This is a genomic window from Amycolatopsis silviterrae (genome assembly GCF_042684085.1).
GTDB classification, from domain to species: Bacteria; Actinomycetota; Actinomycetes; order Mycobacteriales; family Pseudonocardiaceae; genus Amycolatopsis; species Amycolatopsis silviterrae.
In genome coordinates this window covers 214,674-230,063 of the sequence record NZ_JBHUKS010000011.1, presented here as the reverse complement: position 1 = coordinate 230,063, position 15,390 = coordinate 214,674, and the positions used below count along the sequence as shown (strand labels likewise).

Annotated in this window: 12 protein-coding genes and 2 pseudogenes; 4 read left to right on the top strand and 10 right to left on the bottom strand. The window is 67.4% G+C overall.

Annotated features, from left to right (window positions below; genetic code table 11):
* Positions 1 to 68 precede the first annotated feature (68 nt).
* Complete coding sequence (locus ACFSVL_RS16625) at positions 69 to 620, bottom strand: tyrosine-protein phosphatase (protein WP_378305068.1); 552 nt, start codon at positions 618 to 620, stop codon at positions 69 to 71.
* Positions 621 to 1,201: 581 nt separating this feature from the next.
* Here ACFSVL_RS16625 and ACFSVL_RS16620 point away from each other — a divergent pair.
* From ACFSVL_RS16620 to ACFSVL_RS16610, 3 genes are all read left to right on the top strand, one after another.
* Positions 1,202 to 1,810 (top strand): fibronectin type III domain-containing protein, encoded by a 609-nt coding sequence (locus ACFSVL_RS16620; protein ID WP_378305067.1) that lies wholly within the window; start codon positions 1,202 to 1,204, stop codon positions 1,808 to 1,810.
* Between the two features lie 11 nt (positions 1,811 to 1,821).
* Positions 1,822 to 2,832, top strand: coding sequence for a metallophosphoesterase (locus ACFSVL_RS16615; RefSeq protein ID WP_378305065.1), 1,011 nt, complete (start codon positions 1,822 to 1,824; stop codon positions 2,830 to 2,832).
* A gap of 177 nt (positions 2,833 to 3,009) precedes the next feature.
* Positions 3,010 to 3,684 (top strand): TetR/AcrR family transcriptional regulator, encoded by a 675-nt coding sequence (locus tag ACFSVL_RS16610; RefSeq protein WP_378305063.1) that lies wholly within the window; start codon positions 3,010 to 3,012, stop codon positions 3,682 to 3,684.
* Positions 3,685 to 3,693: 9 nt separating this feature from the next.
* Here the strand turns inward: ACFSVL_RS16610 and ACFSVL_RS16605 are convergent, their stop codons facing one another.
* From ACFSVL_RS16605 to ACFSVL_RS16585, 5 genes and pseudogenes are all read right to left on the bottom strand, one after another.
* A complete protein-coding gene (locus ACFSVL_RS16605; protein WP_378305061.1) occupies positions 3,694 to 4,473 on the bottom strand; it encodes an IclR family transcriptional regulator in 780 nt (259 codons plus the stop codon).
* A 167-nt stretch (positions 4,474 to 4,640) separates the two neighbouring features.
* Positions 4,641 to 5,559, bottom strand: a pseudogene (locus ACFSVL_RS16600) (aldehyde dehydrogenase family protein); the annotation flags it as partial.
* 181 nt (positions 5,560 to 5,740) lie between these two features.
* Complete coding sequence (locus ACFSVL_RS16595; protein WP_378305059.1) at positions 5,741 to 5,911, bottom strand: hypothetical protein; 171 nt, start codon at positions 5,909 to 5,911, stop codon at positions 5,741 to 5,743.
* A gap of 638 nt (positions 5,912 to 6,549) precedes the next feature.
* On the bottom strand, positions 6,550 to 7,680 hold the full coding sequence (locus tag ACFSVL_RS16590; protein WP_378305057.1) for a hypothetical protein: 1,131 nt from the start codon (positions 7,678 to 7,680) through the stop codon (positions 6,550 to 6,552).
* Between the two features lie 223 nt (positions 7,681 to 7,903).
* Positions 7,904 to 8,171, bottom strand: a pseudogene (locus ACFSVL_RS16585) (transposase); the annotation flags it as partial.
* 692 nt (positions 8,172 to 8,863) lie between these two features.
* Here ACFSVL_RS16585 and ACFSVL_RS16580 point away from each other — a divergent pair.
* A complete protein-coding gene (locus ACFSVL_RS16580; RefSeq protein ID WP_378305055.1) occupies positions 8,864 to 9,259 on the top strand; it encodes a WhiB family transcriptional regulator in 396 nt (131 codons plus the stop codon).
* On the opposite strand, the gene ACFSVL_RS16575 is transcribed toward ACFSVL_RS16580, so the two are convergent.
* From ACFSVL_RS16575 to ACFSVL_RS16560, 4 genes are all read right to left on the bottom strand, one after another.
* Positions 9,190 to 11,427 carry a S9 family peptidase gene (locus ACFSVL_RS16575; RefSeq protein WP_378305053.1) on the bottom strand — a complete coding sequence of 746 codons (2,238 nt, stop codon included), beginning with the start codon at positions 11,425 to 11,427 and terminating at the stop codon, positions 9,190 to 9,192. The two genes, ACFSVL_RS16580 and ACFSVL_RS16575, sit on opposite strands and share 70 nt — an antisense overlap.
* 34 nt (positions 11,428 to 11,461) lie before the next feature.
* Positions 11,462 to 11,845: a hypothetical protein gene (locus ACFSVL_RS16570; protein ID WP_378305052.1), complete on the bottom strand. Its 384-nt coding sequence runs from the start codon at positions 11,843 to 11,845 to the stop codon at positions 11,462 to 11,464.
* A gap of 141 nt (positions 11,846 to 11,986) precedes the next feature.
* Positions 11,987 to 13,699, bottom strand: coding sequence for a DUF885 domain-containing protein (locus ACFSVL_RS16565; protein ID WP_378305050.1), 1,713 nt, complete (start codon positions 13,697 to 13,699; stop codon positions 11,987 to 11,989).
* 44 nt (positions 13,700 to 13,743) lie between these two features.
* Positions 13,744 to 15,138, bottom strand: a complete 1,395-nt coding sequence (locus ACFSVL_RS16560; RefSeq protein WP_378305048.1) for a serine hydrolase domain-containing protein — start codon at positions 15,136 to 15,138, stop codon at positions 13,744 to 13,746.
* Positions 15,139 to 15,390 lie beyond the last annotated feature (252 nt).

The window sequence follows — 15,390 nt, the reverse complement described above, 5'->3', positions numbered from 1 at the left end:
CGCCGTGTTGCCGCCTCAGCGCCGGGATTCGAGAAAGGCGGAGCGCAGACGGGAGATCGCCCGCGGGGTCAGGCCGAGCCCGCGGGGAGGTATGCCTGTGTGCCAGGACTTTCGAGAACGTATCGATCGGATAGCTGGTAGTCCTGCATGACTGCGTCCTGGTCGACGCCGAGCAGAGTCAGCACCACCGCAGCCGCCCAACCGGTCCGGTCCTTGCCGCCGGTGCAGTGGAACAGCTGCGCGCCGTCTCGTGTCGCGAGGTCTGCGAGCACGGCGCCGAACTCGGCCCGCGAGGCAGGATCGTCCACGAAAACCCGTTCCATCGCACGCATGGTGTCGGCAGCCTGCAAGGGTGTCGTGGGCGCGGGGCCTTGAACACCGGCACCCATGACGTCATGGAGTTCACGAGTCGCACCAGCCGGAACCACGTCCGGTGCCTGGCCCGCTTCGGCTGCCGTGCGAAGGTCGTAGACGTACCGGAGCCCGAGAGAGTCAGCGGTCGTCTTGTCCGCGGCCGACAAGGTCAGCGCGTTCGACCGGTAGAGCAGCCCCATCCGGACCCACTCGCCCGTCGCTGTCCGGTAGCCGCCCAGATCGCGCAGGTTCGGAACACTGGGCAAGACGAGCGATCGGGCCGCTACGACCACAGAGCTGCCGCCGGACTGCAGGCGAAACCACGGACGCGGAGCCGCGGCGTCGGCGGGGACTGCAGGGTGGTGTCCGGCGACCTGCGCGACGCGGTCCCAGCTCCGTCCTCGATCAAAGGAACCGGCGACCGACACAGGCCCCCGGTTCCGGACTTCCCAATCGAGACACCACGCGTCTCCCTCGCGCACGACCTGCGCAGCGAGAGACCGCGAACCCGCGGAAGAGCCGCGATCGAGAACCGAGTGCGGGTCGCCGCCAGGCGCAGCCATCGCCGCGGTCGGGCTGAGCAAGAGCGCGCAGCAAGCGACCGCACCGGCTCCGATTCCGCGCAGACCTGGGGACATTGCCGCCTCCGACCGGTTGGGCTACCTTTCAGCCTCACACCATTCGATCGAGTGATCCAATCACATGATTTGTAATCTGGGAACCCTGCGGTCCCGGGACGTCGCTCCCTTCACCCAGATGGCCCGCGTCGCCCCAGACGCACGCCACCGATCCGCAGCGACGTCCACCGTCGACCGGGCAGCAGCGCCCCGGCCAGAGGAAGGCAACCATGAACCTCAAGCGCCGATCGTTCATTTCCGGCAGTGCGGCCGTCGGGCTCGCCGGCGCGTTCGCCGGAAAGGCACAAGCAACGCCGCCCGCCGACGGCGACGGGAAGGACTCGGCAATGCTCTGGAAGCGCTCATCCACCGCGGGCGCACCAACTGTGACAGGGCTGCACCTGCAGTTCGGTGCCGACGCCTCGCGAGAGGTGGTGGTCTCGTGGTTCACCCCGCGGCCGGTCGCCCGGCCGCTGGTGCGGTTCGGCCCTGTGACGCAAGGAATCGGCCGCACGGTCGAGGCTGAAACGAAGTACTACAAGGACGGACTTTCCGGAAGAGCGGTGTATGCCCGCCACGCGAGGCTGACGGACCTTCGACCGGACGAGGAGTACGGCTGCTTCGCCGGCCACGAGGGCTCACCGCCGGACAGCGGGGTTTTCCGGACCGCGCCGAGCGGCCGGTTCCCGTTCACCTTCACGAGCTTCGGAGACCAGGGCACCTCCAATCTGCGCAAGGTCGTGCACCTCCCGCCGGGCACCGCCTCGCCGACCGGCGCCCGCACCCGCTCTACAGCAGCGATCAGGCCGGCAGCCCGGCATCGTCGGACATCGCGATAGCCGTCGAACGCGTGGCACCGCTGTACAACCTGGTCAACGGCGATCTCTGCTACGCCGCGATCACCGCCTACAGCGGCGGCGAACGCACCGACACGTGGACCGACTGGTTCGTGAGCAACAGCCGATCCGCGCGGTTCCGGCCGTGGATGCCCTGCGTCGGAAACCATGAGAACGAAAAAGACAACGGTCCGCTCGGATACGCGGCTTACCAGGCTTACTTCCAGACGCCAGCGTCGGACGCCGACGAAAACCCCGACACGCGGGGACTGTGGTATTCGTTCACCGCCGGGTCGGTCCGCGTCATCAGCCTCAGCAACGACGACGTGGCGTTCCAGGACGGTGCCGACAGCTACGTGCGGGGCTACTCCACAGGCGCACGACAGCGCTGGCGCGAGAAGGAACTGCGGAATGCGCGCGCCGACCGGCGCATCGACTGGATCGTCGTGACCATGCACCAGCCCTACATCTCCAGCGCGGCGCACGGCAACGGCAGCGACCTCGGAGTGCGCGAGGCGTGGGGCCCGCTATTCGACAAGTACGGCGTCGACCTCGTTGTCAGCGGCCATGACCACCACTACGAACGCTCGCACCCGCTCCGCGGCTGGCTGCCGAACGACACTCGCACCCCCACGCCGGCCTCCACCCGGAAAGACGTCATCGACACCTCGCGCGGAACGATGCACATGGTGATCGGCAGCGGCGGAAACTTCGCCACCAGCAACGGCGACCTGTTCGAGCGGCCGCAAGGCCGGGTGATCATCGCCAAGAGCGACAGGCCGAGCCCGGTTCTGCCGGGCCCCTACGACTCGGTCTGGCTGACCGAGGACGCGCCGTGGGCATCGGTGCAGGACCGCGCCAACACCCATGGGTTCGCGGCCTTCGACGTCGACCCGGGCCGCGGTCCTGGTGACAAGACGCGGATGAAGGTCACCTACTGCACATTCGGCAACGCCGCCGCGGACCTGGTCCCGATCGACCGATTCGTGCTCGAGTGCCCGCGCCGAGACGCTCCGCCGAAGTAGCGCGAATCCCACGTTTCCGCTGTCCAGGGCCTGTTTATGCAGCTACATACCTTCACCGGGTCGCCCGTCGCGCGTATACTGAGCAAACGCTTGGTATAAACGGGAGGGGCCCTTCCGCCTCGTGCGCCTCGGCGGGTCTACCGAGCGCTTGCCCAAGGACAGGGGATACTGGTGCACATGGCAGCCACGAAACGCCAAGCAGGCAGCTCCGCGACCCGAACCGAAGCGCGAGCGGCCGAATCGAAGCAGAGCAGCTCGCAACGCCGTCAGGCTCTCGTCGAGGTCGCCGCGGAACTTTTCGCCGAAAGCGGGTTCAGGGCCACAACAGTCCGCCAGATCGGCGAGGCAGCGGGCGTCTTCTCCGGCAGCCTCTACCACCACTTCGATTCGAAGGAGGCGATCGCCGACGAGATCCTCTCCACCTACCTCGACGGCATCGTCAGGGAGTACAAGTCGATCGTGAAAGAGCACACCGATCCGGGCACCGCGCTCCGCGAACTGGTCCGCGCCGCGTTCGCCTCGCTCGAACCGCACCGCGCGGCGATCACGATCCTGCAGAACGAGCGGAGCTATCTCGCCGAACTGCCGCGGTTCGCGTACCTCACCAAGGTGGAGAACGAAGTCCGCCGAATCTGGGTGAAGGTGCTCGACACCGGCATCGCGCAGGGATCCTTCCACAAAGATCTCGACACGAAACTGACGTATCAATTCCTTCGCGACGCCATCTGGGTCGCCGTCCGATGGTTCGCACCGTCCGGGCGGCTCAGCGTCGACCAGCTCGCCGACCAGTACCTGAAACTAGTCATGCGAGGCATCGAACTCGATTCAGACGAAGCTCCGAGGCTGTGGTGAAGCAGGGCTTCAGCCCGCTTCCGCGGACTCCGCCGGCCCGTCGCCTTCGGGCGCACCAGTCAGGTTCTTTTCCAGCAGACGTCCCGAAATGGTCGACGCCGCCTGCTTGACGGCGAGTACTGCGTGCTCAACGTCGACGCCGCGCCGCTTGTTCTCGTCCCAGGCGACGCCGACGCTGCCCAAAGAAGCCTTCTGGTCAGTGAGGATGGGCGCGGCCACGCTGTAGACGCCGGGATTGAACTCGCCCGCGGTCAGCGCGTAGCCGTCCTTTTTGATTTTGCCGAGTTTGGCGCGGAATTCGCTCCAGTCGCTGCCCAGCTCGGCGTTCTCGATCTCCTTGCGCTGGCGCGGGTAGATAGCCCGCAGGCGATGGTGGGGCAGGTACGCCAGGATCACCTTCGAGACCGCCCCCTGGAACAGCGGCCGCCGCTGCCCACGCAGAAACCGGTTCTCGGGACCCTGCGGAGCACGGCACTCCCCTACGCACAGCACCGAATCGCGAAACGCAGTGCACAGCAGCGCCGAGTGCCCGATCTTGTCCACCAAGTCCTCGAGGACCCCCTCAGCGGCCAGCAGCAGCGGGTCCGTCAAACGGATCTGCAGATCCATTTCGATGATCCGCGGGCCGAGACTGTAGTAGCCGTTGCGCACCGCGGTGAGCAGTCCCGCTTCGTGCAAGATCTTGAGGTAGCGGTACCCGGTGGACCTGGAGGTTTCCAGCGCCTCGATGATGTCGGCCGTCGACCATACGGGCTCTGTTTCGCTGAACAGCCGCAAAACGTGCAGCATCTTGGCCAGGCTGCTCGCGCTGTCCGCAGTCCGTGATTCGGTCACGATATCGACAATATCCCACCATGTGAGATACTGCCAATTTCACCTTCCGGCGGACCCAGGCAGACGCGAAGGCCTGGAGCAGCGTCCCGCTCCGTCCAGGCACCCCGCACCAGCCTCCGAGGTTACGCGCGCGGGACCGCCATGTACTTGTACTCGAGGAATTCGTCGATCCCTGCCCGTCCACCCTCGCGGCCCAGCCCCGAGGCTTTGATGCCGCCGAAGGGCGCCGCCGGATTGGAGACGATGCCGGTGTCCAAGCCGACCATGCCGCCCTCGAGTGCTTCACCCACCCGGAAGCCGCGGTCCACGTCCTTGAGTGAACAGGTCGCCAGCGAGTCCCCACGGCGTGTCATTGGCCAGCCGGACAGCCTCTTCCTCCGTGTCGAACGGGACAACCGGAGCTACCGGCCCGAAGATTTCTTCGGTCATGAGGTTCGCCTCCGTGGAGACGTCCGAAAGGACAGTCGGAGCGTAGAAGTAACCAGAGCCTTCCGGGCGGCTGCCGCCGCGGACGACCTTCGCGCCTTTGCCCACGGCGTCGTCAACAAGAGCCTGGACCTTCCGCAGAGCCTTCTCCTCGGCGAGCGGTCCGACCTCGGTGCCTGGCTCGGCGCCGTCACCGACCGTCAGTGCACCCAGCCGGGCGGCGAGACGGCGGGCGAAATCGTCTGCGACGGAGCGCTGAACATAGATCCGGTTCGCGGCAGTGCATGCCTCTCCCATCTTGCGCATCTTCGCCGCGACCGCGCCTTCGACAGCGCGGTCCAGGTCCTCGTCTTCGAAGACGAGGAACGGTGCGTTGCCACCGAGCTCCATCGAGGAGCGCATCACGTGCTGGGAAGCCTGTTCGAGCAAACGGACACCCACCTGGGTCGATCCGGTGAAACTGATCTTGCGCGCGATGCCGCTCGACATCCACGGCGACACCACAGAGGACGGCTTGGTCGTGCACACGACGTTGAGGACGCCCGCCGGAAGGCCAGCCTCGACCAGAATGTCGACGAGCGCCAGAGAGGAGAGCGGGGTCAGGTTGGCGGCCGGCGCGGCCGTACTAAGTCATGCCGCGAGGTTGATCGCGCCTCGACCGCCAGCACGCCGCCGCGCGGCAGCACGGGGATCCGCCAGTTGCCAAGGTCCTGGGATCACCGTGTTGCCAGCGATAGGACCGCCTTGCAGCTCGGCGTCGGTGTAAGAACACGTTCTCGATGACGGTGCCTGCGCGTCAGCCTCCTACTGCCGCGAACGCCCCCTTCTGCCGAATGGCGGATGGGGACTGTTCCATGATCGGCACCTCCTCGCGGGCGTCGCCAGCTTCAGCGCGCAGCCGCGCCAGTTGCCTCAGCTTGCGCATGACGTCGGACACATCGTCGTAGATCCGGGCGATGCCCTTCATCTTTGCCCCAGCCGCGCCGGCGAGTCACCTCGGGGACGCCGTCCTCGGTGAGCCAGGTGGTGTGGGAGTGGCAGCCTTCGTGGAAGGTGAACCAGGGCAAGATCGCCAGCACGTGATCACGAGCACTCGGGTTGTCGGTGTGGACGCGTTCGAGGCTGGCCGCCAGTAACACTGCCGGAAGTTCGCCCGCCCCCATGGATGCCCTCCGGGGTCCGAAGACGAACAGATACGCGTGGCCGTCGAGCAACAGCTCGTAGAACACCGCGATGCTCGGTGGCAGCTCCACCCATCGGGTGTCCGCTGGGGGCCTTGGTCCGGCCCTTACCGTCCTGCCGCACCCTCGACGTCGCCGCGACGAGGGAACAGGGATGACTGCCTCGGTCTCGGCAATCGGCTTGCCGTACTCCTTGAGTACACCGCCCACCTCCTTCAGTGGCGCCTGGATGCCAATCGCCTTCTTCTGGGCGTCGTACTGCTGCCCGGCCAACTCGCCCCATCGGCCAACCGGTGTAGAACGTACAAACGTTACGTGTTCGGGCAGAACTGCGGCTGTCCAACACAGCCGGGCGCAGTACTGCGACAACGGCTTCACGACGTCCACGAGCCTTCAGCCGCGTGGACCGCCAGTATCGCGGCACTCAAGCACTGTTGTGGGCCAACGCCCAGACGTAGTACCACTTGTCCTCGCGAAGAGCGCGGGCGTTGTTGTCGGCCGCTGCGTTGATGACGCCCCACACGCCGCCGCTGACGCCGAGGGCCGTGATCGCTGCCTGCAAGGCTGGGCCGTAGACCGCGACGAGGATCGCCGCGACCGATCCGAGGGCCGCGCCGCTGGCGGCCACCGCACGCTTGCGCCGGACCTTCGTCATCTCGGCACGGGCCGCCCGGACCTCGTCGTTGATCCGCAGTCCCAGTTTGAGCATCTCCCTCTCCGATTGGGTGTCGTTGAGGGAATCGTCCAATTCCAACAGGCTCCGCCGGAGGAAGTCGCGGAAAGCCGAGTACGAACCGAACTCCTCGATTGTGATCTTGCTGAAGTCTCGCAAGTCGACGCCGGCAAGAAAAGGAAGTTCGGTTTGCAGGACAGGGCGGACGAACTGGCTCTTGATCGGCTCCGCCCCGGAGGCATCGATGGCCCGGCCATCCCTGACCAGGTAGTCGATGGCTTTCACCTGCTCTGGACGGACACTGCGCGGGATCTCCTTCATGCGCCCGTCACGAGACCGCCGGAGTTTGGCGGTCGAGTAACTAGGCAGGTACCAAGCCAATCCCGCCTTGAGCAGCGGTTTGGCATCAATGATCCATTGCCCGAGACCGGGCAGGTCCGGGCAGAACATCCCGTACGTCTCCGACCGGGAAGCGCGGTTTTCCCACTCCCTTGCATCCGAGATGGCGCCTATGTCGACCTCTACGCCGAAGGCCGGGGCATGCTTGCGCGGCCCCGTTGCGCCCCTCAGCCTGGAACGGGGCATTGTGAGGTCGTGGAATTGCCCAGTCCAATCATGAGAAAGTAGCAGGGTGTCGGAAACAAGCGTTGCCTGCTTGGTGATCCGAGCGAAGCTGGCAGTGCAGTCGGAAATCGACAGACCGACATGGAAACGGGATCGAGACAACTCCTCCTGCCGGACCAAGCCCTTGGCCTGATCGTTCCAGAGGAAATTCCCGTATTCCCTCGCGACATCTTCCAGACTTGGGAAGTTGACACGGAAGAAGCGCTTCATGAGATCCGCGACTACCTCGTCCTGGACGACTCGTCGGCGACCGAACATGCATTGCATCATACCGAACCGCGCCGGCGCCCGCACCCGCCGCCAGAAGGACGCGGACCAGCTCCAGCCGCTGCTCGGAGATCCAGTGATCCCAGCAATCGCAGGGCAACGCACATCCCGACACACGAACCCGTACGGCGGGGCAGTCGTGCGGGTCGGCCGCACCTTGCGGTTCTCGTCGTCGGGACCCATTCCAGGATCGGCGCGTGTCCAGCGTTGCAGATCAGCAGGTTGTTGCGCCGTGCCATCGGTCACCGAATGAGATGGCGAAGGTGTTGAGTACGGCTTCCAGCGCATCTGTCCATCGGGCGCGGCCTGTGCCGGTCAGGCGAAGGCTGCAGGTCACGGTACAGAAACTTCATCGCCTGCCTGCTCAGTCGGGAAAAACCCGCGAGCGCGAATCGCTCGCCGATAGCGGGCGTTGAGCGGTTCGATCGCGTTGCTGAACAAATCATGCGTCGGATCTCGATGTCGTAGTCGAGAAACGGCAGTCCCACATCGAACAGGGAGTTCCGGCGATCTTCGCCGCAGCCTGGGTGCTCGCGTCTGCAATTCGGCACGATCTAGTGACCGCACACCGCTACGGGCTCGCCTCCGAAGGAGCGAACTCCAGGATGGTGTTCAGACCGCAGGAACGTACTCTCATGCCGCTTATCGGGTTGTCAACGAACACCGCGTTCGCCAACCTCCGGACGAGAACCTGTTCCACTTCAGCACTGCTGTCGGCCGCCCCGCGACTGGCGACATGGTGGTCCCTCGGCCTTGGTAACCGACAGATCGAAGCCACTCCAGCCGACGGGCGGGCAGCTCTCCACCGGCTGACCACGTGAGTCCCGCTGATGTCGATACCCGCCCTCCCCTCCGCACACCCGCTTCGTCCGGAGGAACCCATGACGGACCACGACGCACCCGAGCAAGGACTGACGCCAGCACAGAGAATCCTCCGCGCGCGCATCGCCGCGAACGCGTCGTGGGCTCGGACCCCAGATCGAACTCGACGAACCGCACCCGCACGAAAAGCAGCGCTTGACCGCTTCGAGAAGCTCGTCGACCCGACGGGAGAACTCAGCATCGACGATCGGACGAAACGAGCAGCACACGCGAGGAAGGAACACTTCCAACGGCTGGCGCTGCTCAGTTCGCGTGCACGCCGTCGCGGATCCTCCAACTACCCGAATTCACAATGACTTCCTCACCGGTGCGATGGCACGCGTGGGCGGCATGCGCGAACTATCCAGAGCTTGACTGGCATTCCACGGAACCCAGTGACGTCGCAGCATGTCGGCAAATCTGCCTCTCGTGCCCGGTCCGAACGGCGTGCCTCGACGAAGCACTGGACGATGCGACCCTTGGGGACTTCGCGGAGGGCTCACCCCTGACGAGCGCGAACTCATCACCGGTCCGGACCGCGTTCGCATCCTTCCCCCGCACGGGACCAACGCGCGCTACGCGAAGCACCGCTGCCGCTGCGGCGTTCGCCGGAAAGCCGGTCCGCTTCCTCCCCGGCGGTCAACGATCCCGCTGCCCCTCTTTCTTCAGGTGCGTCCGGAAGAACCCGTCGACCTTGCGCCAGAAATAGCCGTCGTGGATCGAGTCGTAACCGTGCGGCTGCCCCGGCAGGACGACGAACTCGTGTTCTTTCCCGGCCCGGATCAATGCCTCGGCCATCTTGATGCTGTCGGTCCAGGTGGCGTGGTCGATCGTCCCGCAGACGAGCATGAATTCCGCCGCCAGCTGCCCGGCCAGCGGGTATACTTCAGCTCGGCGATACGCTTCGGCGTCGTCCTGCGGGAAGCCCAGATAGCATTCGTAGAGCACCGAGGAGTACGGGTCGAATCCCGGCGCGGAAGACACCGCGGCGGCGTAGACGTCCGGCCGTTCCGCGGCGAGGCGGAATGCGGAATATCCGCCCCAGCTGTGCCCGACCACCCCGGCCTTCGCGTCGGAAAGGAAGGCGTGCCGCGCTTTCAGCTGCTCGACCGCGGCTGCGTGATCGGGTACCAGGCCGCGGGCCCAGTCACGGTGCACCACGTCGTGGAACGCCTTCGAACGCTCCGGAGTGCCTCGCCCGTCGACCACGAAAGCGACGTAGCCCAGTTGCGCGAGCGCATGCGGAGCCCGGCTGAACGGGCTGTCGAAAGAATGCGGCGCGACCGAGATCTGCGGGCCGCCGTAAACGTATTCGATCAGCGGATATCGCTGGGACTCGTCGAAGCCGGCCGGGAAGTACAGGGTCCCCCACAGTTCGGTTTCCCCGTCCGCGGCGATGACGGTGAACTCCCGCGGCGGGGTCCACTCCAGGTGCGAGGTGTCCGCTGCCGAAAGCTCGCACAGCAGCGAACCGTCCGCTTTGCGCAAGACGCTGCGGGGGGCTTCGGCGGGGGTCGACCAGGTGTCCACGAACGCCGAGCCGTCCGGCGCGAACATCATCCCGTGCACCCCTGGCTGCTCGGACAGCTGCTCGACCGGGCCGCCCGCCAGCGGCACCCGCGCGAGATGCAGGTCGTAGGGCCGCTCCTGGTCTTGATGTGCGGTGAAGTAGACGTACTCGTCGTCGACCCGGTGCACGTAGTCGACCGGCAGCTCCCCCTCGGTCAGCGGCCGGAGCAGAGTGCCTTCGAGGTCGTAGAGGTACAGGTGTTTCCAGCCGGAACGTTCGGACAGCCACAGCAGCCGGGTGCCGTCCGGAGTCAGGAAGAGACCGATCTTCCTGCCGAAGTACACGTCGTGGTGAATGCGCAGGAAGGTCTCGCTCTCCTCGCTGAACAACGGCCTGGTCGCGCCGGTCTTCGCGTCGGCGAGCAGCACGTCGGCCCGCCGGCAGTCCCGGCTCAGCACGAACACCACCAGACGGTCGCCGCTGGGCAGCCAGGCCGCGTGCACCGGGTAGGTGTCGGTCGTGTCGCCGAGGTCCAGCTGCACCGGTGCGCGGCCGTAGATGTCGAGCACATGCAAGGCAGTGCGCTCGAGATGCCCGCCTGCCTGAGCGTGGTAGCGACGGACCACTTCGTCCTCGCGTTTCAAGTTGTGCAGTTGCGGAGACTGGTGCACGCCGCGGTTGTCGACCCGGTAGACGGCCAGGCGCGACCCGTCCGGGGACCAGTTGCACACCGGGAAGGCGAGGCCCAGCACTGCCAGCTGCGGGTCCACCAGGTCGAAGCAGTACTCGTGCTCGGGGGTGCCGTCGGTGGTCAGCGGAACCGACCGGTTGTCGGCCGTCGAGCGCAGCACGACGTTGCCCCCCGCGGTCGACGCGAACGCCGTGCCGTCCGGCGACGCCAGTTCCCGCGCCTTCACCGGATCAACCAGCGGCACGCTGCGGAAGAACTCCCGCGGGGTCTGCCGGACGCTGTCGGCGCTCCCCTGGTGGATGTCCGACGGGCGCTCGCCGGGCGCCTTGGCGACCTCGCCGCGATCCAGATCGACGAGCACCTGGACCCCGCCGACCGTGCCGGCCACCGTGCGCGGACCGGCGAAACCGATGTGCTCGAACGGCAACCCGCGTCCGGGCGGGGTCTGGCCGGTGGCCTCGCGGACGGCCTCGCGCAGTGCCTCGACGTCGGCGATCAGCGGCCGGTTGTCCCCCGTCGCCAAGTCGACCAGACGACCGGTGCGGTCTTCGGCCGTGCCGTCGAGGTAGGCGAGCGCCGTGCCGTCCGGAGACCAGGCGGGCAGGATCGCGCCTCCGTGGACGAATTCCGCGGTACCGTTGATGAACCGATCGAATCCGGCGTGGCCAGCAGTCATCGGGAGGTGCTCCTCTGCGATCGGGCGAAGCGGATCAGACCGGGAAGGTGGTCGGGACGGTCGCCGCCTTCCGCGCGGCGGCGAACTGCGGGCCTACCGCGGCGAAGAAGGATTCGAGATCGCCGTCCGCGGTCAGCTGATCGTCCGCTTCCTCGCCGTTCTTGCTGCGCGCGTAGGCCGTCAGCGCCACCCGCCAGTCGCCGCGCAGCCGCACGTCCGCCCGCGGCGCCGGAACGAGCGCGAACGCCGAGCCGTCCGGGCCGAGCCGCAGTTGCCAGTACACGGTCGCACCGTCGTCCGGGCCGCCGTCGAGTTCGTAAGCGAGCACGTACTCCCGCGACAGCTCCCGGGCCGCGGCCGCCACCTCCGCCGAACTCGCCAGCAGTTCGTTCATCGTGTCGACGTGTTCCTGGGACATGAACTCCACCGCGACCTCCTGCGCACGCCTTGGTTACCGGAAATTCTCACGCCCCGCCCGGCCCGGGCGCAGCCGACGATTGCCGAACGTTCGCGCCCCCGCGGAGCTACAACTGTCGCGCGACCGCCGGGGCCGCGCGGCTCACCTCGCCGAGCGCTCCGCGATGAACCGATCGACGTTGTCCTCGACCGCGTCCAGCGGCAGCGTGCCCGCGCCGAGGACCACCTCGTGGAAATCGCGGACGTCGAAGCCGGCGGCGAGCGCGGTCTTGGCGCGGTCGCGAAGTTCCCGCAGTTTCAGGCAGCCGAGCCGGTAGCCGAGCGCCTGCCCCGGGATGTCGGTCGAGTAGCGCAGCGTCTCGGTGCGGATCTGCTCCGCCGATTCCATGGTGGTCGCCGCCATGTACTCGCGGGCCTTCTCCAGCGTCCAGCCGAGCAGGTTGAGGCCGGTGTCCAGCACCAGCCGCTGGGCGACGAACCGCTGGTGCTGATACGCCCCGTACCGGTCCCACGGATCGTCGTACACGCCCATCTCGAAGCCGAGCGTCGCCGCGTATTCGGCCCACCCTTCCGAATACGCGGGCAGCATCATGGGCGCGAACTGCGCGCGGATCGGGTGCAGCCGCGCGTCCTCGGCCTGCCGGGCCAGGTGGAAGTGGTGGCCCGGCACCAGCTCGTGCAGGATCAGCGCGGCGGCGTTGATCTGCGACCGGGTGTCCAGCCCGGAACCGTTGTACCGGTAGCGGCCGGTCGGGTTCCCCGGGGTCGGCGGCTCGTACATCCCGTAAGACAGGCTCGGTTCGAGCGCCGGGTCGATCCGCTCGACGCCGTAAGGCGCGCGCGGCAGGACGGAGAACCATTGCCCGACGACCGGCTCCACGGCGCCGATGTGCCGCAGGTACGTGCTGGCGACGTCCTCGGCGGAGACGGCGTGGAACCGCGGATCCTTTTCGAGGAACCGCCGGTACTCCGCTTCGCCGCCGTCGAACCCCGCTTCGGCACGGACCTTCGCCATCTGCTCGGTGAGTTCCCCGACCTGTTCGAGCCCGAGCCGGTGCACCTCCTCCGGCTCGATGTCGAAGGTCGCGGAGCTGCGCACCAAATGCCGGTAGGCCGCTTCGCCGCCCGGATACTGCCCGAGGCCGACTTCGTCGACAGCGGTGTCTTCGGCCGGGCCGGCCAAGTAACCGAGGAGGTCGTCGAAGGCGGCCCGCAACTCGTCGGCGACGAGGCGGTCCAGCCCGTCGCGCAGCCGGCCGCGCTGGGCAGCGGACAACTGCCGTGTGCGGGCTTCGTCGATACGCACCCACTCTTCGGCCGCCGCGCGATGGCCCCGCACGGCGGCGACGAAACCGGGCAGTGCGGGCCTCGGCAGCCCCCAGCCGGCTCCGGCCTGTTCGGCCGTCTTGTCCTGGGCCGTGCGCACCCAACCGGCCGTGTCGGCGACCAGCGACAGGAACCGGTCCACATCGGACCCGTCGGCGAAAACGAACGACCGGAGGACCTGCTGGCCGTAGATGGACAGCTCGTAGGTCTGGTAAGGCGCGACCGGGAAGGACCACCACCACGAGTCCTCCGCGCGTGCCCATTCCCGGGCGATGTGCCGCAGCAGGGCCGCGGTGTCCCGGTCGGCCGCGGTGCTGTGCGTCAAGTCGAGGTTGTTCAGTCCGGCGAGGATGCGCGTGCCGACGGCGGCTTCCCGCGCGGCTTCGTCGAGTGTGCCTCGCGGCAGGTGTTCGACCGGCGCGCCGGTCCGCAGTGCGTAGTACGGCTCTGTCGTCAGCACATGCGTCCACGCGGCATCGGCCAGCTCCGCGACCGCCGAGGGCTCCTGCCCGCCGTCTCCTTGCGCCATTTCAGGCTCCTTTTCCGTCGATGTTCCGGAATCGCCGTTGTCGTTCAGGCCGTCCGCTCGTAGAGCGTGATCACCCGGACGAGAGCCGGGCGTCCGTCCGGGCCGGTGCCGTAGAACTGGACCGGAACCGAAGCACCCGGACCGCCGAGGTCCATGAGGAAGCGATTCCGCTCGCCGTCGACACAGCGCAACGGCAGGGGTTCGGGCTTGCTCGCCGGGCTGCCCATCACCTTCTCCCATTCGGCCAGCTTCGGTTCAGGCGTCACCTGGAGGCAGAGCCGGCCGTCGTGCACGTCCACCGAAACCTGCCCGTGCGGGGCCTGGTACCGGCCGATGAACCGCTCGGAGTCGATCTCGACCGTGGTCGCCGCCGCGGGCACCGGCTCCGGGCCGCGCACGTCGAAGCACTCTTCGAGCACCTCCGCGCACAGCGTGGAATGCAGCTGAGGCCCGGTCGCACTGTTGGTGAGCACCGCCAGTACCGCCTTCTGCCCGGGGAGGACGAAAAGGTTCGACGCCATGCCGAGGTTCCCGCCGCCGTGCGACAGCACCGGGTCGGGGCCGCCGCGGACGATCGCCCAGCCGAGCCCGTAGTTGCGGTACATCGGGAAGCATCCCCAGAAGTCGTCGAACTGCGGCTCGCGCATCCGGTCGAGCGCCGCCCGGCTCAGGATCCGGCTCCCGTCGGGGGCGGTGCCGTCGAAATGCATCCGCCCGAACCGGATCAGGGCTTCGACGTCGAGCCACAGCCGGGACCCCGCCGGGCCGTTCTCCGGGCCGAGCCGCAGCCGGGGCACCCGCGTCACCTCTCCGGTGTCCGGGTCGACGGTGTGCCCCGCGGCGGCCGAGCGCAGGACCATCTCGTCGGCGTCGGCGGTCGCGTTGAGACCGAGCGGCTCGAGAATGCGGGTGCGCAACGCGGCGTCGTAGCTCTGCCCGGTGCGCACCTCCACCAGCCGTCCGAGCGTGCTCATCCCCATGTTGCTGTAGGACCACCGCTCGCCGGGCTCTCCGACGATCGGCAACGCACCGATCTCCGGCATCAGCCGCTCGAGCGCGTCCTCGCCGGGAACCAGGTCCGGCATGTAGTTGGCGGGCAGGCCGGACGAATGGTTCAGCAACATCCGCACGGTGATCGCCGCGAACCGCCCGGGATTCGTGTGCCGGAAATCGGGCAGGTACGTCCGGACTGGTGCGTCGAGGTCGAGCAGCCCCTCGTCGACGAGGGTCATCGCCAGGGACGCGGTGAACACCTTCGTGATGGAACCGGCCGCGAACAACGTGTCCGGGCGCACCGGGGCGCCAGTCGCCGCGTTGGCCGTCCCGGTCTCGGCGCGGACCAGCGTGCCGTCGTGCCACAGCGCGGCGGACGCGCCCGCGACGGAAAACTTCCCGGCCAGCGCGGAAAGCCGGTCGGCGAGTGCCTTCGAGGTCATCATCGCCCGACGATAGGACGGCGCGGGCGCCGTCCGCACTCGACGCGAGTCAGTCCTCGCCCGGCGATGATTCGACAGCTGTCGCGCGTCGAACGCCGCGCCGGGCCGCATACTCGTCGCGACCGGCGAATACCCGTGCGCCGCGGCAATCTGGTACTGCTTGTCCGGCCAGGCCGGCACGGACGAGAACTGGCGGCCGATCGTCCATAAAGGACACTCCGGTCGATGAAATGCCCGATTGGCACCAGAATGGCC

What these genes read in the sequence shown, in the direction of transcription:
- ACFSVL_RS16590 (WP_378305057.1), bottom strand. Translation starts at nt 7,680, where the DNA reads ATGTTCGGTCGCCGACGAGTCGTCCAGGACGAGGTAGTCGCGGATCTC.
- ACFSVL_RS16610 (WP_378305063.1), top strand. Translation starts at nt 3,010, where the DNA reads ATGGCAGCCACGAAACGCCAAGCAGGCAGCTCCGCGACCCGAACCGAA.
- ACFSVL_RS16570 (WP_378305052.1), bottom strand. Translation starts at nt 11,845, where the DNA reads ATGTCCCAGGAACACGTCGACACGATGAACGAACTGCTGGCGAGTTCG.
- ACFSVL_RS16580 (WP_378305055.1), top strand. Translation starts at nt 8,864, where the DNA reads ATGACTTCCTCACCGGTGCGATGGCACGCGTGGGCGGCATGCGCGAAC.
- ACFSVL_RS16560 (WP_378305048.1), bottom strand. Translation starts at nt 15,138, where the DNA reads ATGATGACCTCGAAGGCACTCGCCGACCGGCTTTCCGCGCTGGCCGGG.
- ACFSVL_RS16605 (WP_378305061.1), bottom strand. Translation starts at nt 4,473, where the DNA reads ATGCTGCACGTTTTGCGGCTGTTCAGCGAAACAGAGCCCGTATGGTCG.
- ACFSVL_RS16575 (WP_378305053.1), bottom strand. Translation starts at nt 11,427, where the DNA reads ATGACTGCTGGCCACGCCGGATTCGATCGGTTCATCAACGGTACCGCG.
- ACFSVL_RS16565 (WP_378305050.1), bottom strand. Translation starts at nt 13,699, where the DNA reads ATGGCGCAAGGAGACGGCGGGCAGGAGCCCTCGGCGGTCGCGGAGCTG.
- ACFSVL_RS16595 (WP_378305059.1), bottom strand. Translation starts at nt 5,911, where the DNA reads ATGAAGGGCATCGCCCGGATCTACGACGATGTGTCCGACGTCATGCGC.
- ACFSVL_RS16620 (WP_378305067.1), top strand. Translation starts at nt 1,202, where the DNA reads ATGAACCTCAAGCGCCGATCGTTCATTTCCGGCAGTGCGGCCGTCGGG.